Annotated in this window: 22 protein-coding genes and 1 tRNA gene; 11 read left to right on the top strand and 12 right to left on the bottom strand. The window is 70.3% G+C overall.

The window, feature by feature from the left end:
• Positions 1-17 precede the first annotated feature (17 nt).
• Entirely contained in the window at positions 18-941 is a 924-nt protein-coding gene (locus ABZV40_RS18170; protein WP_355442247.1) for a proline dehydrogenase family protein, read from the top strand.
• Here the strand turns inward: ABZV40_RS18170 and ABZV40_RS18175 are convergent.
• Positions 928-3,351: a hypothetical protein gene (locus ABZV40_RS18175; RefSeq protein ID WP_355442250.1), complete on the bottom strand. Its 2,424-nt coding sequence runs from the start codon at positions 3,349-3,351 to the stop codon at positions 928-930. The two genes, ABZV40_RS18170 and ABZV40_RS18175, sit on opposite strands and share 14 nt — an antisense overlap.
• Positions 3,352-3,533: 182 nt before the next feature.
• Here ABZV40_RS18175 and ABZV40_RS18180 point away from each other — a divergent pair, with 182 nt between their 5' ends.
• From ABZV40_RS18180 to ABZV40_RS18190, 3 genes are all read left to right on the top strand, one after another.
• Positions 3,534-5,177, top strand: coding sequence for a bifunctional 3'-5' exonuclease/DNA polymerase (locus ABZV40_RS18180; protein WP_355442253.1), 1,644 nt, complete (start codon positions 3,534-3,536; stop codon positions 5,175-5,177).
• 124 nt (positions 5,178-5,301) lie between these two features.
• Positions 5,302-6,669: a carbohydrate-binding protein gene (locus ABZV40_RS18185; RefSeq protein ID WP_355442256.1), complete on the top strand. Its 1,368-nt coding sequence runs from the start codon at positions 5,302-5,304 to the stop codon at positions 6,667-6,669.
• A 51-nt stretch (positions 6,670-6,720) separates the two neighbouring features.
• Positions 6,721-6,792, top strand: a tRNA-Val gene (locus ABZV40_RS18190).
• Between the two features lie 57 nt (positions 6,793-6,849).
• On the opposite strand, the gene ABZV40_RS18195 is transcribed toward ABZV40_RS18190, so the two are convergent.
• The gene (locus ABZV40_RS18195; RefSeq protein WP_355442258.1) at positions 6,850-7,071 is read right to left on the bottom strand and encodes a hypothetical protein; all 222 of its coding nucleotides are present in this window, start codon (positions 7,069-7,071) and stop codon (positions 6,850-6,852) included.
• A gap of 36 nt (positions 7,072-7,107) precedes the next feature.
• Here ABZV40_RS18195 and ABZV40_RS18200 point away from each other — a divergent pair, with 36 nt between their 5' ends.
• Positions 7,108-7,749, top strand: coding sequence for a helix-turn-helix domain-containing protein (locus ABZV40_RS18200; RefSeq protein WP_355442261.1), 642 nt, complete (start codon positions 7,108-7,110; stop codon positions 7,747-7,749).
• Here ABZV40_RS18200 and ABZV40_RS18205 read toward each other — a convergent pair.
• Entirely contained in the window at positions 7,731-8,552 is an 822-nt protein-coding gene (locus tag ABZV40_RS18205) for a hypothetical protein (RefSeq protein ID WP_355442264.1), read from the bottom strand. The two genes, ABZV40_RS18200 and ABZV40_RS18205, sit on opposite strands and share 19 nt — an antisense overlap.
• A 148-nt stretch (positions 8,553-8,700) precedes the next feature.
• Between ABZV40_RS18205 and ABZV40_RS18210 the strand changes: the two genes are divergently transcribed.
• Genes ABZV40_RS18210 through ABZV40_RS18225 form a run of 4 tightly spaced genes read left to right on the top strand, consistent with a single transcriptional unit; the run spans position 8,701 to position 11,777 of the window.
• Positions 8,701-9,105, top strand: coding sequence for a hypothetical protein (locus tag ABZV40_RS18210; RefSeq protein ID WP_355442267.1), 405 nt, complete (start codon positions 8,701-8,703; stop codon positions 9,103-9,105).
• Positions 9,106-9,121: 16 nt separating this feature from the next.
• The gene (locus ABZV40_RS18215; protein ID WP_355442270.1) at positions 9,122-9,697 is read left to right on the top strand and encodes a DUF3558 domain-containing protein; all 576 of its coding nucleotides are present in this window, start codon (positions 9,122-9,124) and stop codon (positions 9,695-9,697) included.
• 40 nt (positions 9,698-9,737) lie between these two features.
• Positions 9,738-10,991 (top strand): PPE domain-containing protein, encoded by a 1,254-nt coding sequence (locus ABZV40_RS18220; protein ID WP_355442273.1) that lies wholly within the window; start codon positions 9,738-9,740, stop codon positions 10,989-10,991.
• Between the two features lie 9 nt (positions 10,992-11,000).
• Positions 11,001-11,777: an ESX secretion-associated protein EspG gene (locus ABZV40_RS18225; RefSeq protein ID WP_355442276.1), complete on the top strand. Its 777-nt coding sequence runs from the start codon at positions 11,001-11,003 to the stop codon at positions 11,775-11,777.
• On the opposite strand, the gene ABZV40_RS18230 is transcribed toward ABZV40_RS18225, so the two are convergent.
• The 6 genes from ABZV40_RS18230 to rox form a co-directional block, all read right to left on the bottom strand.
• Positions 11,774-12,937, bottom strand: coding sequence for a lactate 2-monooxygenase (locus ABZV40_RS18230; RefSeq protein ID WP_355442279.1), 1,164 nt, complete (start codon positions 12,935-12,937; stop codon positions 11,774-11,776). The genes ABZV40_RS18225 and ABZV40_RS18230 overlap by 4 nt on opposite strands.
• A gap of 13 nt (positions 12,938-12,950) precedes the next feature.
• Complete coding sequence (locus tag ABZV40_RS18235; protein WP_355442282.1) at positions 12,951-13,322, bottom strand: VOC family protein; 372 nt, start codon at positions 13,320-13,322, stop codon at positions 12,951-12,953.
• Positions 13,323-13,332: 10 nt separating this feature from the next.
• A complete protein-coding gene (gene secD, locus ABZV40_RS18240; RefSeq protein WP_355442285.1) occupies positions 13,333-15,453 on the bottom strand; it encodes a protein translocase subunit SecD in 2,121 nt (706 codons plus the stop codon).
• Between the two features lie 81 nt (positions 15,454-15,534).
• Positions 15,535-15,858, bottom strand: coding sequence for a hypothetical protein (locus tag ABZV40_RS18245; protein ID WP_355442287.1), 324 nt, complete (start codon positions 15,856-15,858; stop codon positions 15,535-15,537).
• Entirely contained in the window at positions 15,858-16,811 is a 954-nt protein-coding gene (locus ABZV40_RS18250) for a tetratricopeptide repeat protein (protein ID WP_355442289.1), read from the bottom strand. The genes ABZV40_RS18245 and ABZV40_RS18250 overlap by 1 nt, the downstream gene beginning before the upstream one ends.
• 74 nt (positions 16,812-16,885) lie before the next feature.
• On the bottom strand, positions 16,886-18,310 hold the full coding sequence (gene rox / locus ABZV40_RS18255; protein WP_355442292.1) for a rifampin monooxygenase: 1,425 nt from the start codon (positions 18,308-18,310) through the stop codon (positions 16,886-16,888).
• An 89-nt stretch (positions 18,311-18,399) separates the two neighbouring features.
• Here rox and ABZV40_RS18260 point away from each other — a divergent pair, with 89 nt between their 5' ends.
• Complete coding sequence (locus ABZV40_RS18260; RefSeq protein WP_355442295.1) at positions 18,400-19,593, top strand: MFS transporter; 1,194 nt, start codon at positions 18,400-18,402, stop codon at positions 19,591-19,593.
• Here ABZV40_RS18260 and ABZV40_RS18265 read toward each other — a convergent pair whose 3' ends face one another.
• The 3 genes from ABZV40_RS18265 to ABZV40_RS18275 all read right to left on the bottom strand — a co-directional run bounded on the left by ABZV40_RS18265 (position 19,594) and on the right by ABZV40_RS18275 (position 22,485).
• On the bottom strand, positions 19,594-21,444 hold the full coding sequence (locus ABZV40_RS18265) for a glycoside hydrolase family 97 catalytic domain-containing protein (protein ID WP_355442299.1): 1,851 nt from the start codon (positions 21,442-21,444) through the stop codon (positions 19,594-19,596).
• Positions 21,445-21,506: 62 nt separating this feature from the next.
• Positions 21,507-21,893 (bottom strand): NUDIX domain-containing protein, encoded by a 387-nt coding sequence (locus ABZV40_RS18270; RefSeq protein ID WP_355442302.1) that lies wholly within the window; start codon positions 21,891-21,893, stop codon positions 21,507-21,509.
• Positions 21,894-21,903: 10 nt separating this feature from the next.
• Positions 21,904-22,485, bottom strand: coding sequence for an NAD(P)H-dependent oxidoreductase (locus tag ABZV40_RS18275; RefSeq protein WP_355442305.1), 582 nt, complete (start codon positions 22,483-22,485; stop codon positions 21,904-21,906).
• 73 nt (positions 22,486-22,558) lie between these two features.
• Here ABZV40_RS18275 and ABZV40_RS18280 point away from each other — a divergent pair, with 73 nt between their 5' ends.
• The gene (locus tag ABZV40_RS18280; RefSeq protein ID WP_355442308.1) at positions 22,559-23,041 is read left to right on the top strand and encodes a MarR family transcriptional regulator; all 483 of its coding nucleotides are present in this window, start codon (positions 22,559-22,561) and stop codon (positions 23,039-23,041) included.
• The last annotated feature ends 88 nt before the right edge of the window (positions 23,042-23,129 follow it).

Here is a 23,129-nt window from a genome sequence, read left to right on the forward strand (position 1 = left end):
CCCCTAGGACGTGAACGATGTTGCGATCCAGTCTTCTTGCGGCGTCCCGGAGTGCGGGCGCGCGCAAGTTCGTCGAGTCGACGCCGCTGACCCGGCCCGTCGTCGAGCGGTTCGTCGCCGGTGACGACGTCGATGCCGCCATCCGCGCGACCGCCGAGGTGCTCGGCGACGGCCGGCTCGTGACGCTGGACCACCTCGGTGAGGACACCGTCGAGGAGTCGCAGGCCAACGACACCGTCGAGGCGTACCTGACGCTGCTGGCGCGGCTGGAGTCGCACGGGCTCACCGAGGGCGCCGAGGTGTCGGTCAAGCTGTCGGCCGTCGGCCAGTCGCTGCCGGTGGACGGCGAGAAGATCGCGCTGGAGAACGCCCGGCGCATCTGCTCGGCGGCCGCGGTCGTCGGCACGACCGTGACGCTGGACATGGAGGACCACACCACCACGGACTCCACGCTGGGCATCCTGCGGGAGCTGCGGGTGGACTTCCCGTGGGTCGGCGCGGTGCTGCAGGCCTACCTGCGCCGCACCGAGCAGGACTGCCGCGACCTCGCGTACAGCGGCTCGCGCGTGCGGCTGTGCAAGGGCGCCTACCAGGAGCCTGCTTCCGTTGCGTACCAGGACAAGCACGACGTCGACCTGTCGTACGTGCGGTGCCTCAAGGTGCTCGTGGAGGGCCAGGGCTACCCGATGGTGGCCTCACACGACCCGCGCCTGATCGCGATCGCCGCCGACCTGGCCTCGGCCCGGCCGAAGGACTCCTACGAGTTCCAGATGCTGTACGGCATCCGGCCCGAGGAGCAGCGCCGGATCGCGGCCGAGGGCAACCGGATGCGCGTGTACGTCCCGTACGGCGACGAGTGGTACGGCTACTTCATGCGTCGTCTGGCGGAGCGTCCGGCCAACGTGGCGTTCTTCGTCCGGTCGCTGCTCACGACGAGCTGAGCGCCTCGACCGTTTCGAGGGCGAACTCCAGCTTCACCGGCTCACCCGCCTCGCGCATGATCTGCACCGCGCGGTGGGTGAGCCGGAGTGCTTTCTGCAGCTCGTGCTTCGTCTCCGCGCACAGCCGTGCGTAGATCGTGAGCGCGTCGGCGTACCCGACCTCCCGGTCGAGGTCCTTGCCCGACAGGTGCCACAGGACGACGGCGGTGTGCGCGGTGTTCCTGGCCTCCACCCGTCGTTCCGCACCGCGGAGCTTGCACGCGTGCTGCTGGATCGCCCCGATGTACGCGCCCGGCGACTTGTCCCTGAGCGCCCGCCAGATGTCGACCATCAGCTCGGACGACTCCAGCGCGTGGGCGTGGTACTCCATTTCGGACAGCGTGGACGTCATGGGCTGCATGGCGACCGCGAGCTTGGCGCCGAAGAAGTCGACGAGCTGCGACGGCAGCCGCCGCACGATGTCGAACACCTCCGTCGCGCTGGTCAGCGCCTGGTCGACGTCGTCCTGGATCAGCTGCTGCTCGGTCAGCGCCGCGAGGGCGATCGCGAGGTCGACCTGGTGCCAGACGGTGTTCTCCGCGGCCAGTTCCCGGTACACCTCAACGGCTTCCCGCGCGGCGAGCAGCTCGGCGTCGAAGTCGTGGGCGACCTTGACGACGTTGAGCAACGCCGTGCCGAGGCCCTTCTTGTCCCCGTTCTCGCGCCACAGCATCACGGCTTCCTGCGCGGTGTGCTTGGCGTCCGGATCCTCGCACAGCTCGTGCAACGCCTGGCTGTGCCGCATCAGCGCGTCCGCCAGCTCCGGCTGGAACGTCTGCGGGTTCACCACGGCGAGCCGGCGGAAGACCTCGACGGCCTCCTTGAGGGTCTCGTTCGCGGCCTCGGCACGGCGGAGCTCGACGAGCATGGTGCCCGCCACGGCGAGGTTGCGGGCCAGTTCCGGTTCGTAGCGCGGGTCCTCCTGGGCGAGGATGCGCCAGTTCGCGATCGAGAGCTGCATGGAGTCGGCGGCGTAGGTGTTCTCGCCCTCCGCGTGGTACCTGCGGGCCACCGTGGCCGCGACCCTGGCGAAGTCGACGCGGAACAACGCCGGGTGCGTCTTCGCCAGCTCCTGGTACATCAGGGTCGCGCGGCTGATGGCGTCCATCGACGCCTCCGCCATGCCGAGGGCCTGGTAGCGGTAGCTGATCTGCTCCAGCGCCGAGGCGAGCTGCGGGATGGTCTCCGGGTCGTCGATCGCGATCTCGTGCCAGAGCCGGATCGCCTCCTCGGAGACCCTGAGCACCTCGGCGGTCCGGTGCACGGCGATGAGCCGCAGGCCGAGGTCTCCCAGCGAGTCCGCGAGCAGCGGGCGGTTCTCGCGGTCCTGCTCAGCCAGCTCGCGGTAGCACTCGACCTCGTTGCGCGAGGCTTCGACGGCTTCCTCCCGCAGGCCGCAGAGTGCCGTGCGGGCGCTGAGCATCCCGTACATCTCGGCGCGTTCGAGGGTGTCCTGGGCGCGGTCGATGAGACGCCTGGTGAGCATGGCGGGGATCGCGTCGGTGGCGAACCGCTCGTCGCGGAAGACCTGCCGGGCGATGTGCTCCAGGGTGGTGAACGAGCCGAGCTCGACGGCGATGCGCAGGCTGTCGCGGGCCATGTCGAGCACGATCTCCGGGTCGGCGTCGATCAGCTCGTCGAGCTCGGGGCGCAGGTGCGGCCAGCGTTGCGCGGCACGGGCCAGCAGGTCCGGGTCGGGGGTGTCCGGGGTCGCGACGGCGAGGTGGTCCTCGGCGACACGGCCGCTCTTGGGGCCGTTGTCGCGCTTGAGGAGCTGGCGGACGAGCTGGGTGCGGTTCACGTCGCACGGGTCGCCGTGCACCGTCGTCAGCGCGGCCAGGTGCAGGTCCAGGACGGTCTCGTCGGCGATGTTCGGCGGCGGCTCGTCCGGCGCCGTCACGTTGAGCTGCTTGGCGAAGCACTGGCAGGCCAGGGTGAACGACCCGGCGCGGTCGTCGAGGCTCGGTGCGAGCTCCAGCGCGGTGACCTCGTGGTCGAAGTCCGCGATGCGCTGGCGCGTCGAGGACCACCACCAGCCCGTGGTCCTCGCCGCCAGCAGCACGCGCGTGCGCGCCGGTCCGTGCCGGAGCGTGTCCTGCAGCCGCAGGAAGATGTCGTTCCAGGTGAGGCGGTCGGCGTCGTCGATCAGCAGCAGCCTGCCGTGCGCGTCGTCGTCCCAGTGCTCGGTCCGGAAGTGCTGGAGCAGCCGGGTCTTGCCCGCGCCGGCGGGTGCGTGCAGCAGCAGGGACGCCCGGGGCGCGGGGCTGTCGCGCCACTGCGTGAGTGCGTGCAGCTCGGATTCTCTGCCGTGAAAGGGGACCACCTGACGGGTGGGGTCCAGCAGTGCGGCGACGCTGAGTGCTCGATCCACAGCCTCATAGTCGGCTGGCGATCAGGCCAGGGGTAGCAAGACCACACCATCGGGGAATTTTCCCGTTTTTCCTTCACTCCTTTGCTGACTGGCTTGGAGATCCTCCAACCGTTAGGCGCTCCTGCGACCGCTCGGCTTCAGCCTGGACTGAAAGTGTCAGACCTGCGTTGCACAATCTGGGTGTGCTGGTCGCCCTCGTCCCGGAAGCGGACGGTGCCGGGCGGTGGCAGAAGCTGCACGACGACGGGACGCCCGCCGGCCCGCCGATGGCAGCTCCGTCACTGGCCTCCGCCGTCGCGTCGCTGGAGCGCGCCCACAGACCGCGGTGGGTGTGGGCGGACACGGCCGAGATCTACCCCGCGCTGCTGACCGCCGGGGTTCGGGTCGACTGGTGCTGGGACCTGCACCTGACCGAGGGGTTGCTGCTCGGGGCGGACGGACGGCACCGGGAGCCGCGCGAGCTCGCGGCGGCGCTGGCGCGCGAGCTGGGGCTGCCCGCGCCCGCGGATCTGGGGCCGCGCAAGAAGGACGTCGAGCTGACGTTGTTCGAGCCGGAGCCCACGCGGTTGCCCGGCGACACCGATGAGCTGGCGGCGCTGTCGCTGGTTTACCGGGCGCAGCAACGGAATCCGGCGCTGGGCCTGCTGATCGCGGCCGAGTCGGCGTCGGCGCTGGTGGCGGCGGAGATGACCTTTCACGGCCTGCCGTGGCGGGCGGACGTGCACAACGAGATCCTGGAGGAGATGCTCGGGCCGCGCACGGCGCCGGGCGTGCGGCCGAAGTTGTTGCAGGCCTTGGCGGACCAGATCCGGGACGCGTTCGGCGGCAAGGAGGTCAACCCGGACGCGCCCGCGAGCATCGTGCGGGCCTTTGCGCGCGAAGGCATCGACGTGCCGTCGGCGCGGCGGTGGGTGTTGAAGAAGATCGACCATCCGGCCGTGGAACCGTTGCTGGAGTACAAAGAGCGTGCGCGGCTGTGGGTGGCGCACGGCTGGACGTGGCTCGACGCGTGGGTGCGGGACGGGAGGTTCCGGCCGGACTACGTCGTGGGTGGCGTGGTGTCGGGGCGGTGGGCGTCGCGAGGCGGTGCGGCGCTGCAGATCCCGCGGCTGATGCGCAAAGCCGTGCTCGCGGACGACGGCTGGTGTCTCGTGGCGGCGGACGCGTCGCAGCTCGAACCGCGGATTCTGGCTGCGCTGTCAGGCGATCAGCGGTTGATCGAGGTGTGCGGGGACGACGACCTGTACTCCGCGCTGGCCGCGGACTCGTTCAAGGGTGAGCGGCCGCGCGCGAAGATCGCGATGCTGTCGGCCATGTACGGCGGCACGTCCGGCGAGGCGGGACCGCTGCTCGCCGTGCTGCGCAAGAGGTTTCCGCAGGCCGTCGGGTACGTGGAGGCGGCGGCGCAGGCCGGTGAACAGGGCCGGATGGTGCGCACGCGGCTCGGGCGCACCTCGCCCGCGCCGTCCGAGGCGTGGCGCGAGCTGACCGGCGGTGCGGACGACTCCGGCGAGGTGTCGAGCTCGTCGCGGCAGGCGGCGCGCAACTGGGGGCGGTTCACGCGCAACTTCGTCGTGCAGGGCAGCGCGGCGGACTGGACGGCGGCGTTGCTGGGCGTGCTGCGCAACCGGTTGCCGACTGACGCGCACCTGGTGTTCTTCCAGCACGACGAGGTGCTCGTGCACTGCCCGCGCGAGGACGCCGGCGCCGTGATCCAGGCGATCGCGGACGCCGGGCGCGAGGCCACGCGGCTGCTGTTCGGGGACACGGCCGTGCGGTTCCCGATGAACGCCGTGCCCGTCACGTGCTACGCCGACGCCAAATAAGTCCAAACGAGACGTGGCACGACCTGCTGCGTTTTGGGTCGTTACTCCGATTGGCCGCTTGTCCAGACCTTGTGAGAGCGCTCTCATAAATGGACTGCACCCGTGACAAGGAGGTCACTCGCGCATGAAGCCACGCCGCCGCGTCCTCGCGGCCACGACAGCTCTTCTTGCCGCGGTACCCCTGGCGATCGCCGCCATGTCCGCCAACGCTTCGATCCCACCCCCTGCATCGGGATGGACGCAGGTGTGGGGTGACGACTTCAACGGCCCGAACGGATCGCTGCCGTCGAGCTCCGACTGGATCTTCGACCTCGGTCACGCCTACCCCGGCGGTCCCGCGAACTGGGGCACCGGCGAGATCCAGAACTACACGAACAACACGCAGAACATCCGCCTCGACGGCGCGGGCAACCTGCGCATCACCGCGCTGAAGGACAGCGCGGGCAACTGGACGTCGTCGCGCATCGAGACCCAGCGCTCGAACTTCAAGCCGGCGCCGGGCGGCAAGCTCGCCATCGAGGGCCGCATCCAGATGCCGGACGTCACCGGCGAGGCCGCGCTGGGCTACTGGCCCGCGTTCTGGGCGCTCGGTTCGCCGTACCGCGGCAACTACTGGAACTGGCCGGGCATCGGCGAGTTCGACATCATGGAGAACGTCAACGGCATCAACAGCGTCTGGGGCGTGCTGCACTGCGACGTCGCGCCCGGCGGTGCCTGCGGCGAGTTCACCGGCATCGGCAACTCGCGGGCGTGCCCCGGCGCGTCCTGCCAGTCCGCCTTCCACACCTACCGCTTCGAGTGGGACGACGCCGCGAAGACGTTCACGTGGTTCGTCGACGGCCAGTCGTTCCACCAGGTCACCCAGGCCCGCGTCGGCGCGACCGTGTGGAACCAGATGACGTCGCACGCCGGGTACTTCATCCTGCTGAACCTGGCGATGGGCGGCGCGTTCCCGAACGCGCTCAACAACAACCAGCCGACCCCTGTCGCGGCCACCCAGTCCGGTCACTCGCTGGTCGTGGACTACGTGGCCGTCTACACGGCTGGCGGCACACCGCCGACCACAACCACTCCTCCGCCCGGTGGCGGCGGTTCGGCCTACTCCGAGCTGCAGGCGGAGAACGCGTCCGAGCGTTCCGGCGGGACGGTGGGACCGGCCGAAGGCGGTTCGGGCGTGCACCAGATCGCGAACGGCGGCTACCTGAAGTTCTCCGGCGTCGACTTCGGCTCGGGTCCGGCACGGCAGTTCTACGCCCGCGTGGCCTCTGGCGCCGGCAGTGGCGTGAGCGGGCTGGTCGAGGTCCGGCTGGACTCGCGGACGGCGGCGCCGGCGGGCACGTTCGCGGTCGGCAACACCGGCGGGTGGGACGCGTGGAGAACCGTTCCCGCCAACATCTCGGACATCAGCGGGGTGCACGACGTGTACATGACGTTCACCTCGGGACAGCCGGCGCCGTACGTGAGCGTGAACTGGGTGAAGTTCGGAACCTGACCCCTGGATGCGCGGTGGTGCGGGCGTCTGGGCTAGAATCTCGTCCCACGCGGACGATTAGCTCAGCGGGAGAGCACTACCTTGACACGGTAGGGGTCACTGGTTCAATCCCAGTATCGTCCATCGGCACGCGGAAGCCCTGCTCCTCATCACGAGGGGCAGGGCTTCCGGCTTTTCCACTCAGATGAGGTAGAGCCACCACTTCTGGCTCGCCGGGCCGGCCGCGTGCGGACCGGAGCATTCGTAGCGGAAAGCCTTGCCGGACAACACGTACTGGAAGCCCGCGGTCCGGCAGGCGGACTCGGTGGGGTACTTGGCGTAGGGATCCTGCGCGGACGCCGTGCCCGCACCGGCCACCAGCACGCCGAGAGCGACCACGGCCGTGGTCAGGGTTCGCTTCATGAAGATCAGCTTGCCACTGGTTGCGATGATGGGTCCGTGTACGCCGAACGTCCCGCACCCGCGGGCCTGGTCTGCCTGTGGACGCGCACGGTCACTTCACCGACCGTGCAGCGCGTGGTGCCGGACGGGTGCACGGATCTGATGTGGACTCCGGCCACCGGCGCGCTGTTCGTGGCCGGGCCGGACACACAAGCCCAGCTCGCCACCGTCGCACCGGGCACGTTGTACGGCGTGCGGCTGCCGCCCGGCGCGTTCCCGTCGGTGTTCGGGGTGCCCGCGCACGCCGTCCGGGACCTGCGGGTGCCGTTGTCCGAGCTCGTTCCCGGCGTTCGGCTGACGTCGTTCTCGGACATGGTGTCGTTCTGCGCCTCGCGGGTGGTCGTGGATCCGGCGCTGGCCGCGACGGTTTCCCTGCTGCGGTCCGGAGACGTGACTTCCGCGGCCTGGGAGATCGGCCTCAGCTCACGGCAGCTGCGGCGGCGGTGCCTGGACGCGTTCGGGTACCCGCCGAAGGTGCTGCAGCGGGTGCTGCGGTTCGACGCCGCGGTGCGCCTGGCGTGGGACGGCCTGCCGTTCGCCGCAGTCGCCGCCGAGGCCGGGTACGCCGACCAGGCGCATCTGGCCCGCGAGGTGCGCTCGCTCGCCGGAGTGCCGCTCGGTCAGCTGATCCGGCCGTAACGCCGCAACGTCAACAACGCGTCGATGGTGGCGATGGACCGCCATTCGAAGTGCGTGATCGGGGTGAAGGCGGGGAAGCCGAAGTTCCAGCCGCCGTCTGCTTGCTGACCGTGCTGGAGCTCGTCGAGGCCCTTGTCGAACTCGTCGTCGGTGTACCAGGCGCGGGCGAGACCGGCGGGCTTGGCCGCGTAGTGGTGCATGGCCAGGCCCTCGTCTTCCTCGTACGTGTGCGGGGTCAGGTGCTTCAGCTTCTCGGCGGCCAGTTCCGCGCGCTTCCGGTCGGGCACCTCGTCCAGGAACATCACCGCGGCGCGGAGCTCGTACGGGTGCGTCTCGGTGAGCTCGTCGATCTTCCGCCAGCAGTACTCGGTCGCCTTGTCGAGCCACGGGCCGCTGATGCCCAGCGCGTAGAGGGCGGCGGCGATCTGGGCGGTGAGGAGCAGTCCGCCCTGGTCGTCGGCTTCGACCCACGGTGCTTTGGGGTGGTCCTTCGAGGTGGACAGGCCGAACGGCACCGACCCGTCCGGGCAGGTGTTCTCGAGCCAGGTCACGACGGACCCGGCGGCCTCGGGCGCGCCGACCTCGCCGAACATCTGCAGCGCGCGCAGGGCGTGCAGCGGCTGGCTGGTGGGCCCGCGGTGGTCCGGTTCGAGGGCGTACCCGTAGCCGCCGTCGTCGTTGCGATAGGCCAGCACGGCCTGGACCACGGCCTGTGCCGAGCCGCCGTCGAAGGCGTGCTCGAACCAGCGTTGTTCCAGCGTGCGGGCGTTGTGCCAGATGAAGTTCCGCGCTCGTTCGATCATGCCTCGAACCTAGGCCGGTGACGGTGCGCGGTCTTGCACGAAACGGCCATGTGACCAGGTCGGGGTCACTCGTTCACCCGCAGATGGAACCGGTCCTATGCGAAAATCCTCCAACAGGGGTGTGGAGTTCTGAGGGGAGCTGGCCAAGATGCTGATGTTCGACGCAGTGGTGCCTTGGGCCACGGGCGCGGCAGCGGGTGCCGTGGCGGGTGCGGTCGCTGCTGGAGCCGGTGGCGCGGGTACCGCGAAGTTCAGCGTCGATCCTGACCAAGCCCAGAAGATGATCGACGGCCTCAAGGCCGCGATCGAGCGGTTGATGGAGCTGAGGGAGAAGAGCGGCGAAATCCAGTACGCCGGCACTCCAGGCCCCGACCCGTACAGCGGCTACGCGACGCTCTCCATGCGCAAAACGGCGGGCGGAGACCCCGGTGGCTACCTCTGGGCGAACGACGCAGCCCAGAAGGCGCTGGAACAGACCGTCAAGAACATCGAAAAGGCCCTGGCCGAGTACCGGGGCACCGACGAGGCGGCGAAGACCGCGATGAAGGGCTGACACGATCTTGAAGCGCATGACTGTCCTGCTCACCGCCGTGCTTGCTCTCGGCGCTCTGGCGGGCTGCTCTGACAACAAGACCGGTGGGACCCCCACGACGCCGCCCGCGTCCGGCACCGGAAAGACCAGCAGCGAGCCCCCCAGCGGCAGTTCTGGTCCGGGTCTCAGCATCGCGAAGTACGTGGCCGACCCGTGCAGCATCCTCACGGCTGCCCAGGTGAGCACACTCGGCTCTGTGCGCGCACCGGTCAAGGGGGCCGGCGAGCTCGGCCCCAACTGCACCTGGCGAGGCCAGGACGTGATCAAGAACTCGGGCTACGTCATCGCTGTGACCCAAGGCAAGGACTTCGACGCGATGGTCAGCAACGTCAAGGACAACCCGGTCTTCACTGACAAGAAGATCGATGGGGTTCGCGTCATCTCCACTGACCGAACCGATGCGTCGACCGGTTGTCTGACGTCTCTCCAGGCTTCCAAGACCGATTCGGTCACGATCCAGGTCTCCACAGCTGCGGACGAGCGCGCGACCAAGAAGGCCTGCCCGGAAGGCGAGAGGGTCGCACAATTGATCATCAGCAACCTGAAGGGGTAGCGAGATGGCTGGGGATGAGCCGAACATCACAGGCTTTGCCGTGCTTCCCTTCGCGGGCGGTGAAACTGTCTACAAGTGGTTCGAGTCCGGCAAGGGCCCGAGCCAGAGCACGGCGCCGACCGCACAGGCTTGGCGCGATCTGTCAGCAGGCCACACACAGGTCGCCGACCTGATCAACAAGGCCGTGAGCGACTCTGGCGCGTCCTGGGAGGGCGCAGCCGCCGACACCGCGCGCAGCAAGACCTCACCACTTGCCACCTGGGCAGACGTGACCGGGCAGTCCGCCAGTGATGCCGGCAGGACTGCGGACTCGATCGGTGAGGCGTACGTCAACGCCAAGTACGCGATGCAGAAGCCGCCCGAGGTCCCCGACAAGCCGTTCCTCAACGACGTGTGGCCCTGGGACACCGACTACGACAAGGCGGTCGAGAAGAACCAGCAGGTCAGTGAGGCCAACATGCGGGCGTTCACCCAGTACGGGGACGCCGTCACCGCGAGCACCAGCAGCATGCCGACGTTCATCTCGCCGGACGCGAGCGACGCGGGCATGCAGGAGCAGGGCACCGGTCAGAAGAACATCAGCAAGGTCGACAAGCCCGGGACGTCGGACGGCTACACGCCGCCCGGCACCAGCCAGCCTCCCGGCACGAGCAGGCCGGGTGACAACACCAACCTGTCCGGGTGGAAGCCACCGAGCGACAACACCAACCCGTCGTGGATGGAGCCGGGCGCTCCCACCCCCGGCAACCCGCCTCCCGGCAGCGACCCGAGCGACCCGCGCAACCGGCCTCCCGGCGACACCGCCATCCCGCCCGGTGGCCGGTGGGATCCGAACAACCCGAACGACCCGCGCAACCGCGGCCGGCTCAACCCCAACGATCCGCGCAACCGTCCCGGTGGGCCGGGAGGGCCCGGTGGACGAGGCCTCGGCGGGCCCGGCGGCGGTGGCGGTGGCGCGGGCGGTCGCGGTGGTGGCATGGGCGGCGGTGCGGGTGGCCTCGGTGGTGCCGCGGCGGCTCGGGCCGGTGGGCCGGGCGGCATGGGCAGCGGGTTCGGTGGCGCGGCCGGTGTCAGTGAGCAGGGGCGCGGCGGTGCCGGCGGCTTCGGGCCCGCGGGGGCCGGGGGTGCGGCGGGTCGTGGTGGCGCTGCCGGTATGGGTGCCGGGGGCATGGGCCACGGCGCCAAGGGTGAGGGGGACGAGGACAAGGAACACAAGTCCGCGTCGTACCTGCAGGAGACCGAGGACATCTTCGGTGACGGCACGATGGTGGCTCCGCCGGTCATCGGCGGATAAGGGGGAATGGTGCTGAGAACCAAGGTCGCCATTCCCGTCACGGCGCTCTACCAGGCGTGGCAGGCGGCGGGCCTGCCGTCGCTGCACCGGGCGTTGCTCACCCAGGTCGACTTCGACGAGGACCTCCTCGAGTCGGGTGACCTGAGCGAGCTCGAACGGTTGCAGCGCACGGCGTGGGCGCAGCTGGAGCAGTACGGGCTGGCGCGCGGTGGCCAGATCCACCCGGACCTGGCCGCCGCGCTGCGGCTCGTGGTCGAGGCCGGGGTGGAGTACTGGGCGTTCTTCAGCCTGAAGGACGGCCCGCAGCAGAGCGTCCTGGTCGTGTCGAACGGTCAGGACGCGCTGCGGATCGTGCTGACGCAGGACCAGCAGTTCGTGCTGGAACCGGTGCGGCCGGACGAGGCACCGCAGGCGCTGGTCGGCGCGCTGCCGCCGGTGCCGGCCGGCAAGGGCAGCCCGATCACGCTGCCGGAGGACGCGTTGAAGCAGAAGCCGCGGTCCTACGAGGACACCGGCTCCTTCCTGCAGCAGAGCCGTCCGACCAGCACACCGAACGACCAGCTGGTCGCGCAGCTCAAGCAGATCATGAGCGAGCCGCGCACCGGTGGTGGCCAGGTCTACTCGGCCAAGCGCGACCATCTCGGCCGCAAGCAGCGCTGCGCCAACCCGCTCACGTTCATCGACACGCCGAGCGGGCGCTACCTCGCGGCGAGGGACCAGGGCTGGCTGCGGGTGCAGCCGGCCGACTTCGGCATGCTCGCGCGGATGACCGCGACGATGCCCTAGGGAACGAACCGCAGCGCGTCCGGGCTCAGCTCGGCCGGGCTGCGGTGCCCCGACAGCCCGAGCGTCAGGTCGAAGTCCGCGAGCAGGCTGCGCAGCACGTGCCGCACCCCGACCTGGCCTCCGTGCGCCAGCCCGTACGCGTACGGGCGTCCGACCATCACGGCCTTGGCGCCCAGCGCCAGCGCCTTCACGATGTCCGCGCCGGTGCGGATGCCGGAGTCGAACAGCACGTCGACCTGCTCCCCCACCGCCTCGACGATCGACGGCAGCACGTCCAGCGACCCGACCGCGCCGTCGACCTGGCGGCCGCCGTGGTTCGACACGACGACTCCGTCCATTCCGGACTCGACGGCCTTGCGCGCGTCGTCCGCGTGCTGGATTCCTTTGAGGACGATCGGTCCGTCCCAGTGCTCGCGCAGGAACGCCAGCTGCTCCCACGACTTGTCGGTGCCGGTGAACAGCTGCACCCACCGCAGGATCGCCATCGGCAGGTCCTCCTCCGGCGACTTCTGCAGGCCGGCGCGGAAGACCGGGTCGCTGAACGGGATCGCCGTGCCCACCCCGCGCAGGAACGGCAGGTACGCCTGGTCGAGATCGTGCGGGCGCCACGCCAGGGTCCACGTGTCGAGCGTGACGACCAGCGCGGTGTACCCGGCCTTGCGCGCCCGCTCCAGCAGCGACGCGCACACGTCCGGGTCGTTGGGCCAGTACAGCTGGTACCAGCGCGGGCCGTCGCCGGAGGCCTCGGCGACCTCCTCGATGGTGTGCGAGGAGGCCGTCGACAGCACCATCGGCACACCGAGCTCGGCGGCGGCACGTGCGGTCGCCAGTTCGCCGTCCGGGTGCAGGATCGATTGCACGCCAACGGGTGCGAGCAGCACCGGGGCGGGCAGGCCGGTGCCGAGCACGGAGACGCCGAGGTGCCGTTCGGTCGCGTTGGTGAGCATCCGCGGCACGATTCGCACCCGGTCGAACGCCTCGCGGTTGGCCCGCACGGTGGCACCGGAGCCGGCACCTCCCGCCACGTACCAGAACGGGCCCGGTCCCAGCCGGTCTCGCGCGGACTGCTCCAGCGCGTCCGGGTCGGTGGTGAACGGCGGCACCGCGCCGCCGAGCCCCTGCAGGTAGATCTCGTTCTGGTACGCGGCGAATGAGGTCATGCCGCTCAGCTTGCTACGAAGCGGGCTGCACGAGGAAGAACTCGTTGCCGAACGGGTCGCTGAACCAGGTGGCCCGGTCACCCCACGGCATGGTCTCCGGTGCCGCCTTGACCTGCACTCCCTTCTGTTCGAACGCGGTGACGTCGCCGTCGATGTCGTCGGTGATCAGCGAGATGCCGCAGCCCGTCGCGAACGACACGTTGGGCGAGTCGTTCACCGACAGCGCGAATGCCGTCTGGGCGCCGGGAGGGGCGACGGTCAGCCAGCGCATGCCCGCCTCGTTGCTGTCCTGTCGCTTCTCCCAGCCCAGCACGTCGACGTAGAACGCGACCGCCTCGTCGAGGTCGCGGACGTTGATCGTGATCGAGTGCGTGTGAGTGATCATGCGGGCAACGCTAGGCCCGCGCTCCCACCGGGCGCTTCTTCGAAACTGCTTTGCGCGGCCGGTGGGACTCCAGCCAGATCGCCACCGGTGCGGCGGTGACCACTGTGGACGCGGTGCCGGCGACGAGGCCGATCAGCAACGCCGTCGCGAAGTTGGCGAGTGACCCGTCGCCGAGGACCAGCAGCGCCGACAGCACGAAGAGCACGCCGATGCCGGTGTTCACGGTGCGCGGCACGGTTTCCACGACGGCTCCCGACACCACGTCCGGGTACGGGGCCTTCAACCGGGAGCCGCGCAGCGAGCGCAGCCGGTCGAAGACCACCACGGAGTCGTTGACCGAGTAGCCGATCACGGTCAGCAGCGCGGCGAGGAAGACGCCGTCCGCGGTGTTGCCGAGCCACGCGAACACACCGATCAGCACCAGGACGTCGCTGAGCAGCGCGGCCACGGTCGCCACGCCGAGGCGCCAGTCGAACCGCACCGCCAGGTAGCCCAGCTGCGCGGCCACGGCGATGGCCAGGCCGATCACCGCGTTGCGGCGCAGCTCCGACGACAGCGACGGGCCGATCAGCTCGTTGCTCGACTGGCGGGCGCCGCCGTCGACGGCCGCGTTCACGGCCGCGCCGATCCGGGACGACTGGGCGTCGTCGATCGGGCCGGTGCGCAACGAGATCTCGTGGCCCGACGACGACACGACGACGTCCGGGAAGCCCGCGTCGGCCAGCGCGGTGCGTACGCGGCCGGGGTCGACGGCACCGCCGGTGGTGAAGTCGAGCATGCGGCCGCCGGTGAACTCGACGCCCAGGTTCAGGCCGCGCACGAACAGCCCGGTGATGGCGACGAGCACCACGGCACCGGCGCTGATCAGCCACAACGACGGCCGCCGGTAGAGGACGACGGACAGGCGCTGCCGCACCCAGCCCAGCGTGTGCAGGCCGCTCAACCGCGGGCGCTTGGCCACGAACCGCGTGCCCAGCACCCACAGCACCAGCACGCGCGACAACACCAGTGCGCTGAACATCGACGCCAGCACACCGATGGTGAGCGTGACGCCGAAGCCGCGCACCGGGCCGGTGGCCAGCCAGAACAGCAGTCCCGCGGCCAGCAGGGTCGTGACGTTCGAGTCGGCGATCGCGCTCAGCGCCCCGCGGAAGCCGCCCTCCGCGGCACGGCGCAGGTTCGGTTTCCGGGCGTACTCCTCGCGCGCCCGTTCGAAGATCAGCACGTTGGCGTCGACCGCCATGCCGATCGCCAGCACGAACCCGGCCAGACCGGGCAACGTCAGCGTCGCGCCCACGGCCAGCAGGCCCGCGTAGGCGACGCCCGCGTAACCGACCAGGGCGACGACGGCGAGGAACCCGGCGAGCCGGTACGCGACGACGAGGAACACCGAGGTCAGCGCGATGCCGATGATCGCGGCCCTGGTGCTGGCCTCGATCGCCTCCGCACCCAGCGTCGCGCCGACGGTGCGCTGTTCGATCACCTGGACCGGTACCGGCAACGCGCCGGAGCGGATCACCAGGGCCAGCTCCCCGGCCTCTGCCTGGGAGAACCGTCCGGTGATCGTGGTGGCGCCGCCCGCCTGGCCGCCGCCGCACGGCGTGTCGAGGCTGACCTCCGGGGACGAGATCGGTTTGCCGTCCAGCACGAACGCGATCTGACGGCCGGGCGTGCCGGACGGCTCGCAGGCCGCCTCACCGGTCACCTTCTGCCACTTGCCCGGAGCGTCGCCGCGGAACTGGATGTTCACGACGAAGCCCGCGCCCTGCGGGTTGCGGACGGCGGACGCGTCCGAGATGCCTTCGCCGGTCAGGACGGTCTCGTTGTTGCGCTGCACGGTGAGCTGGGCGGTGCGGCCGAGGACCTGCACGGCTTCGGCGGGGTCCTGCACGCCGGGGAGCTCCACGACGATGCGGTTCTCGCCGGAGCGGGCGATGACCGGTTCGGCGACGCCGAGCGCGTCGACCCGGCGGCGCAGGACTTCGAGCGAACGGTCGGCGGCGTCGGAGTCGCCCTTGGCCTCCAGGACGATCTGGGTGCCGCCGCGGAGGTCGAGTCCGAGGCGGGGATCTGTGGTGAGCAGCAGAAAAGCGGACGCGACGAGGACCCCGAGCGCTGTGAGACCGCGCACGAGGAGACCCCGCCGCGCATGATCGCGCGACATGGGTGGGAGAAGCCTTCCGGGAAGAAAGTGGTTGCTGAGTAACGGGTTTCAGCGACCGGAAGGCGGAGAGCGGTCCCGATGCGGCGTCGAGCGGATGCCGTCGGGCGTGCGGTGGACGCGGCGCGCGAACGAGACGACGAACCGCATCGGCAGCCCGGGCCTCGCGACCGGCGGCACGTGCATCGGCAGCTTCGCCTGCGGCACCTGCGCGGCGTGGTGCTTGTGCGGCCTGGGCGCGGCGCTCGGCAGGTTGGCGACGGTGTGGGCGTACCGGACGACCGAGCCCTCGGCGTGCGTCGGTGCGGGCGCGGCGACGATGAACAGCTGCCCGAGGAACAGCAGGAACGCCAGTGCGACCGCGTTGCGACGCATCACCGCTTCCGGCCTCCCCCGACGTAGACGAGCGCTCCCCCCACAACAGCGCACAACCAGGAGAGCACGAGAGGTTGCATCGTAGTTGCTCCGAACCACAACGCGATGGTCCATCCGGCGAGAATCAGTGCCGAGGCGGCGAGCAGCGACACCGTCACGGCGAGCTTGCGCAGGCCGAACAGCAGCTTGAACGGACGCAGGCGCAACGCCACGACCAGACAGCACAGCACCAGCGCGCCGCTGAAGAACCCCAGGTAGGGCGTCGGCCGGGGCATGCCGGCGACCAGCGCGAGTAAACCTCCGCCGACCAGCAGCAACGACAGCATGCGCAGCGCGCGCCACACCTGGACCTTGTTCAACTGCGACGGCGCGGGCGGTTTCGCGGAACGACGTCGTTGCACGGTCGCGAGGTTCGCCTTGGAGTCCGCGTCGGACGGGTCGAGCTTGATCGCCGTGCGGTAGGCGTGTTCCGCGGTGCCCCAGTCGCGCAGGCGCAGGGCCGCGTCACCGAGCACCTGGAACGCCCGCGCCTCGGTGGGCGCGAGCTGGGAGGCGTGCAGGGCCGAGTCGAACGCCTCGACGGCGCCGTCCGGCAGGTCCGCGAGCACCTCGGCCAGCACCACGTAGCAGCGCCAGTCACCGGGTTTGCGGCGCACGGACTCCCGTGCCGCGACCGCCGCCTCCTGGTGCCGGCCGAGGTCGCTCAACGCCAGCGCCGCGAGCCGCTGGGGCCAGGCGGGTTCGCCGTCGAGCACCATCGCCCGCTTGGCCGAGTCGAGAGCCTGGTCCGCCTCACCGGCGTCCAGGCAGGCCGCGGCGAGCCTGCACCACGCCTCGGCGTGCCGAGGGTTCGCCGCCACCAGGGGCCGCAGCAGGTCGATGGCCTGCCGCGGTTTCCCCGAGGCGGTGAGCTCGGCGGCACGCAGGAGCACCGCGGTCATCGGCTCGGACACGCCGCACAGTGTGACAGCGCGCCCTCAGCGCCCGAACGGGTGACCTCGCGCCGGGTGTTGGAGCGCCTCCAAGCTCAGCTCGCGACGCCGAACCAGCGGGCGAGCTGTCCCTCCAGGTCCTGCTGGTCCGCACCGGTCCACGCCACGTGCCCGTCAGGTCGGAGCAGCACCGCGGGCGCGTCGAGCTCCTCGCTGACGTCGACGAGGTGGTCGACCCGGTCCGCCCATCCGCCGACGGACAGCGCGCCGGTCTGGTCGAGCAGGATCCCGCGCCCGGCGTGCATCTGGTCGTACAGCCCGCCCCGCTTGAGCGCGAGGTCCCCGATCCGGCGTCCCACCAGGTCGTCGCCGGACCCGAGGTCGTACCGGACCGAGACCGCGATGATCTTCTCGATCAGGTACCGGTTGACCTCCTCGAACTGCACCAGCTCGGTGAGCAGCCGCCGCACGGCCTGCGGTCCCGGTTCGACCTTCATCAGCTCGATCTGGGCGCGGGTGTTGTTCAGCACCTCCTCGGCCACCGGGTGCCGTTCGGCCTCGTAGGTGTCGAGCAACCCCTCCGGCGCCCGGCCGTGCACCGCGGCGGCGAGCTTCCAGCCCAGGTTGAACGCGTCCTGGATGCCCAGGTTGAGGCCCTGACCACCGGTCGGCGGGTGGATGTGCGCCGCGTCGCCCGCGAGGAACACCCGGCCGGACCGGTACCGCTCGGCCTGCCGGGTGGCGTCGCCGAACCGGGACATCCAGCGCGGCGAGTGCACGCCGAAGTCGGTGCCCGCGAAGTGCCGCAGCCGTGCCTTGAAGTCGTCCAGCGTCGGCAGCACCGAGCGGTCCTCGGACACGCCGTCGGCGGGCACGACGACCCGGTACACCCCGTCACCGAACGGGCCGATGCCGAACAGCTTCCGCGTCTTGCGGACCTCCATCATGATCGGCATCGCTTCCTCCCACGGCATGCCGATCTCCATCTCGCCGAGCAACGTCTCCACCCGCGTCGGCTCGCCGGGGAAGCCGATGCCCGCCAGCTTCCGCACGGTGCTGCGGCCCCCGTCGCAGCCCACCAGGTAGCGCGCCCGCAACGACGTGCCGTCGGCCAGCTCGACGGTCACCCCCTCGTCGTCCTGCGCCAGGCCGGTCACCGCGCAGCCGCGCCGGATGTCCGCACCCATCTCGGCGGCGTGCTCGGTGAGCAGCCGCTCGGTGATCGGCTGCCGCAGGCCGAGCGCGTGCGGGTACTTGGTGTCGAGCCGTTCCGGCGCGGGCTTGTCGATGCCGGCGAAGAACCCCGCGAGCGGGTGCTTCGTGCCCAGTGCCAGGAACCGGTCCACCAGGCCGCGCTGGTCGAGGATCTCGAGGCTGCGCGCGTGCAGGCCGAGCGCCCGGACGACCTTCGTCGGTTCCGGGTCCCGCTCCAGCAGCACCACGCCCACGCCGTGCAACCGCAGTTCGCCGGCCAGCATCATGCCGGTCGGCCCGCCGCCGGCGATGATGACGTCGATCATGGAGTTCCCCATTTCCCCAGGTAGATCCCGTTGGCCGGGCAATGATGAAGCATGCCCCGGGTCTTGCCGCAAGAGCGGGGGTGCGCTATATGTTGAAGTGGGAGGAGAGCGTGCTCGCCTCCCTTCGCCGTTTCTGGGGGAGCTGCGACGTGGTGCGGTGGTACTTCGCTGGGCTGACGCTGTCGTTCTTCGGGACGAGCGCCATGTACCTGGTCGCCGGTGTGTGGATGAAGTCTCTGACGGGCAGCGATGCTCTCGCGACGCTCGCTCTGCTGTGCGTGTACGCGCCGGGCGTGCTGTCGCCGTGGATCGGCCGGTTCGCGGACACCTTCCGCAAGAAACCGCTGCTCGTCTGGACCAGTCTCGCGATGGCGCCCGTGCTCGCCGTCCTGCTCTTCACCGACGACCTCCGCGTGATCTACGCGGTCCTGCTGGTCTACGGCGTGCAAGCGGTGCTGGTCAGCGCCGCCGAGCCAGCGCTGCTCGTGATGCTGCTCCCCCAGGACCGGCTCGCGAAGGTCAACGGCCTGCGCATGTCGTTGCAGGAAGGCATGAAGCTCGTCGCGCCGTTGGCGGCCGCAGCTCTGTTCGCGGCGCATGGCGCGTGGCCGGTGGTGGCGATCGACGCGCTGTCGTTCCTGCTCGCCGCCGCGGCCACCAGCATGATCAAGGTCGACGAACCACCACCCGCGCCGCGCGAGACCCCGAGCTGGCCACACCTGAAGGCGCTCACCTGGCCGATCGTGGGCGCGACAACCGCGCTGTTCGCGGCCTCGCTGCACACCGCAGCGTCGTTCTCTCTCGTGGAGAACGGACTGCACTACGGACCGGAGTTCCTCGGCGTGCTCTCGGCCGCCCAAGGCGCCGGATCGGTGCTCGCGGGCCTCGCGGGGAAGCGCGCCGACATCACGACCGGGCTGGCGCTGATCGCGGTCGCCGCGCTGGCGCGCACGACGGCATGGCTGCCCGCGGTGCTCGCGGCCGGGTTCGTGCACGGCATCGGGCTCGCCTGGGCCGTGATCGCGGTGGCCACGCTCGTGCAGCAACGCACCCCACCGGCCGTGATGGGCAGGGTCAGCGCGACCGCGATCAGCATCGTGTTCGGAGGTGGCCCGCTCGGCCTCGCGGTCGGCGCGGCACTCGTCGCGCACCTGAGCTTCGAGGCCATCTACGTGATCATCGCCGTGCTGACCGCCGCGATGGCGTTCTGGCACGCGGGGGCCGGGCGCGCCGCTTCACTGCGCGCCCGGCCCCCGCGCGAAGCGGCTGACCAGATGGAGTGATCAGCCGCAGGTGGTCGCGGTCGGCGGCACCTGGCAGAGCCGGGCCGCGTAACCGCCGTTGTGCGCCACTGGCACCGTCAGGGAGTCTCCCGCCGTGACACGTTTGGTGTCGAACGCGATCTTGCCCGCCGGACCGTCGTGGTACAGCTCGACCAACCACGAGCCGGAGCCGAGGAATCCCGTTCCGACCGAAAGGTCACGTGCATCACCCGCCGTGCCGGCGCCGAGGAACCACGTCGTGCCGGAGCGGCGGGCCAGCACCGCGAGGCTGCCCGGATCGCCTGCCACCAAACGCGCTTCGTCCCAGGCGGCCGGCACCGTGCGCAGGAACTGCTCGGCCACCGGGTAGGCCTCGTAGCTGGAGATCTTGTCCGCGAAGTGCTGGACGCCCGACTCGTACAGCACGCTCAGCGCCAGCTCGAACGCGTCGGAGTCGGGACGGACGCCCGAGAACGTCACCGGCGTGAAGTCCATCGGACCGGTCAGGTTCCGGGTGAACGGCAGCGTCAGGTAGTGCTCGATCGGGAACGGTTCCCGGCCGGGACGCGGCTTCGTGCCCTCCGCGCCCTTCACCGCCTCGGCCGACAGCACGTGCGGCCAGGTCCGTTCGACGCCGCGCGGGATCGGCGCGCCGTGGAAGTTCAGCATCAGGTGGTACTTCGCGGCCGCCGCGTACACGGCGTCGTACCAGCGCATCCGGTCCTGACCGTCGGACTCGATGAAGTCGATCTTCAGGCCGACCGCGCCCCACGAGCTGTACTGGGCGAAGAGCCGCTCGCGTTCGCTGTCGGTGTCGATGGTCTGCCAGCGCACCCACAGCCACGTGCCGACACCGCGCGCCTTCGAGTACGAGATCAGCTCGGGGATCCAGTCGGCGCTCCAGCCGGAGTCGACGAGGTTGTACCGGTAGCCCTGCTTCGCCGCGTAGTCCGCGTACCGCTTCTGCAGAGCCAGGTCCCCGGTGCCGTCACCCCACCACGACCACACCGCGGTGCCGGGCTTGATCCACGACGTGTCGGTGATCTTCGACGGCTGCGCCAGCGACGTGATCAGGGAGCTCTCCACCAGGTCCGGCAGCGACCCGACGCCCAGCACGCGCCACGGCGTCGACAGCGGACCAGCGGAGGTTTCGGCGGGATCGGGCAGCACGAGCTTGTAGCGCGACCCGTCGTAGACGACCCGTGAACCGCCGTAGCGGCCGTCGAGGTCGGACTCCGCGAGCAGCAGCCACGAGTCCCCGACCTTGAACAGCGCCGGATACCCGTACTCGACGCCCTTCTCGGCGACGCGAACGTGCAGGGACTCGTAGTCGCTGCGCCCGTTGTCGTACGGCAGCAGGAACTTCTCCGCCGACGCGGGCACCGCGAACTCGGACGCCTCGCCGAGCACGGTCGCCCACTTGCCGGACGGCAGCACGTACCGGTACGCCACGCCGTCCGCGGATGTGCGCACCACGACGTCCAGCCGTTCGGCCAGCCGCTGGAGGTGGAACGTCGTCTCCGTGCCGACGTAGGTGTGGTCGTGCTTCCTGCCGGAAACGGTCGTGTACGAGTCCTGGACGAGCCGCGACGACGACCCGACGAACTTCAGCCCCGACGTCAGGTCGGCGTCGGCGGTGCGGATGCCCAGCGCGGACGGCTCCAGCACCGTGGTGCCGCCGCGCCGGACCGAAAGGCTCAACCTCCCCTTGTCGAGCCGTACAAGTGCTTCTGGTGCAACGGATTGCACCCCTACGGGCGCGGCGACGCGCCATTCTCCGGATTCTGCGACGGCGGGAGTCGTGCCGGCCAGCGCGCCGGCGACGGTCGCACACACCGCCGCCAGCAGCACCGGCCTGTTGCGAAACCCCATGCGTGTCACTCCCTACAGCGTGGCGGCGGTAGGTGGACAGGATTGGGAAAGCGCTTACCAGCTTAGGACAACCGACCCGCCGACTCCAGATGACGGAAGATGACTCGCGTGACCGGTGAGACCCGGTCCGCGTCGGCGGCGGTGAACCACGCCAGCTCGGCGATCTCGCTCGCCGGCTTCAGCTCCCCGGCGTACGAGGCCGTGTAGCAGGTCATTCGCACGGTCTCCCCCTCGGCACGACCGTGCGCCTGCGCCTCGAACACACCCATGAGCTCGGGCCCCGACACGTCGACGGACAGCTCCTCGCGGATCTCGCGCACGAGCGTCTCGACGTCGGACTCCCCCGGTTCGCGCTTGCCACCGGGCACGTAGAAGGTGTCCTTGCCGTGCGAGCGGGCGACGAGCACCCGGCCGTCCACGACGTGCACCCACGCCACCTTGTCGATCACACGACCGACACTAGGCGGAGGCGAGCTCCTTGACCACGCGGTGCGCGTCGGCCAGCGACTCGACCGCGAGCTCGCGGAACTGGTGCAGCTGCGGGTTGACCTCGGCCATGGTCAGCTCGGCGTGCACGAACTCCAGGTGCTGGTCGAGGCCGATCATCGACAGCACGGCCCGCAGGTACGGCTCCTGGAAGTCGAAGCCCTCGCGCGGCGTGCCGGGCTTGTACGAGCCGCCCCGCGCCGTCACCACGACGACGCGCTTGCCGCCGAGCTCGAACGTGCCGTCCTCGCGCGCGAAGAACTCGCGCGTGGCGACCTGGTCGATCCAGGCCTTCAGCGTCGACGGGATCGAGAAGTTGTACATCGGCGCGCCGATGAGGATCACGTCCGCGGCCCTGACCTCGGCGACGAGGTCGGCCCTGATGTCGTGCTCGGTGCCGTCCACGTGCGGGACCGGCGCCGCGTTCAGGTCGCGGTAGGTGTAACCGCCCTCGGGGTTCGAGGACCGCCAGACGTCGGCGAACGCGCCGGAGACCTCGCGGGTCACCGATCCCTCGTACCGGATGCTCGAGTCGATGTGCAGCAGATTGGTCATATTCAGAACATACGAGTGGAGAAGTTCCGAGTCAAGATGTTCTTAGCCAAGAACATCTCCGCCGGGAGGTAGGATGAACGACATGGAGGTGCAGCAACCCATCGCCGCGTGCGCGGAGAAGTGGGACTTCAACTGGCTGCTGCACCGCGCGGCCCAGCGCGTCGGGGCCGCGTTCGCCGACGAGATCACGAAGTTCGGCATCTCGTTGCGCGGACAGCTCGTCCTGCAGGCGCTCGTCAGCGACGAGGAGGCCGCGCGCACCCAGCTCAAGCTCGGCGCGATGCTCGGCCTGGACAAGACCACGCTGATGAGCGAGCTCGACAAGCTGGAACGAGCGGGCCTGATCATGCGGGTGCCCGACCCGAACGACCGCAGGGTGCGCACGCCGGTGATCACCGATGAGGGCCGTGAGCTGCAGAAGCAGGCGCGTGACGCGCTCGCCGAGGTCGAACGCGGCTTCCGCGCCCGCTTCACCGATCAGGAGATGGCGGTCATCCGCCGTGCGCTGAGCGACCTCGCCACCGGCGAGGGCCCGGTGCACGGTTCCTGCCTCTGAGCGCCCTGGCCTGCCGGGCAGTTACGTGGGTGTTGGGGGGGCGGCGGCCCCCGGGGTGGGGGTAAGAGCCCCGGAAAACCCGAACCAA

The organism is Lentzea sp. NPDC004782, from assembly GCF_040609115.1.
GTDB lineage: Bacteria > Actinomycetota > Actinomycetes > Mycobacteriales > Pseudonocardiaceae > Lentzea.

What these genes read in the sequence shown, in the direction of transcription:
- ABZV40_RS18170 (WP_355442247.1), top strand. Translation starts at nt 18, where the DNA reads ATGTTGCGATCCAGTCTTCTTGCGGCGTCCCGGAGTGCGGGCGCGCGC.
- ABZV40_RS18185 (WP_355442256.1), top strand. Translation starts at nt 5,302, where the DNA reads ATGAAGCCACGCCGCCGCGTCCTCGCGGCCACGACAGCTCTTCTTGCC.
- ABZV40_RS18195 (WP_355442258.1), bottom strand. Translation starts at nt 7,071, where the DNA reads ATGAAGCGAACCCTGACCACGGCCGTGGTCGCTCTCGGCGTGCTGGTG.
- ABZV40_RS18205 (WP_355442264.1), bottom strand. Translation starts at nt 8,552, where the DNA reads ATGATCGAACGAGCGCGGAACTTCATCTGGCACAACGCCCGCACGCTG.
- ABZV40_RS18210 (WP_355442267.1), top strand. Translation starts at nt 8,701, where the DNA reads ATGCTGATGTTCGACGCAGTGGTGCCTTGGGCCACGGGCGCGGCAGCG.
- ABZV40_RS18215 (WP_355442270.1), top strand. Translation starts at nt 9,122, where the DNA reads ATGACTGTCCTGCTCACCGCCGTGCTTGCTCTCGGCGCTCTGGCGGGC.
- ABZV40_RS18230 (WP_355442279.1), bottom strand. Translation starts at nt 12,937, where the DNA reads ATGACCTCATTCGCCGCGTACCAGAACGAGATCTACCTGCAGGGGCTC.
- ABZV40_RS18235 (WP_355442282.1), bottom strand. Translation starts at nt 13,322, where the DNA reads ATGATCACTCACACGCACTCGATCACGATCAACGTCCGCGACCTCGAC.
- ABZV40_RS18245 (WP_355442287.1), bottom strand. Translation starts at nt 15,858, where the DNA reads ATGCGTCGCAACGCGGTCGCACTGGCGTTCCTGCTGTTCCTCGGGCAG.
- rox (WP_355442292.1), bottom strand. Translation starts at nt 18,310, where the DNA reads ATGATCGACGTCATCATCGCCGGCGGCGGGCCGACCGGCATGATGCTG.
- ABZV40_RS18260 (WP_355442295.1), top strand. Translation starts at nt 18,400, where the DNA reads ATGTTGAAGTGGGAGGAGAGCGTGCTCGCCTCCCTTCGCCGTTTCTGG.
- ABZV40_RS18265 (WP_355442299.1), bottom strand. Translation starts at nt 21,444, where the DNA reads ATGGGGTTTCGCAACAGGCCGGTGCTGCTGGCGGCGGTGTGTGCGACC.
- ABZV40_RS18275 (WP_355442305.1), bottom strand. Translation starts at nt 22,485, where the DNA reads ATGACCAATCTGCTGCACATCGACTCGAGCATCCGGTACGAGGGATCG.
- ABZV40_RS18280 (WP_355442308.1), top strand. Translation starts at nt 22,559, where the DNA reads ATGAACGACATGGAGGTGCAGCAACCCATCGCCGCGTGCGCGGAGAAG.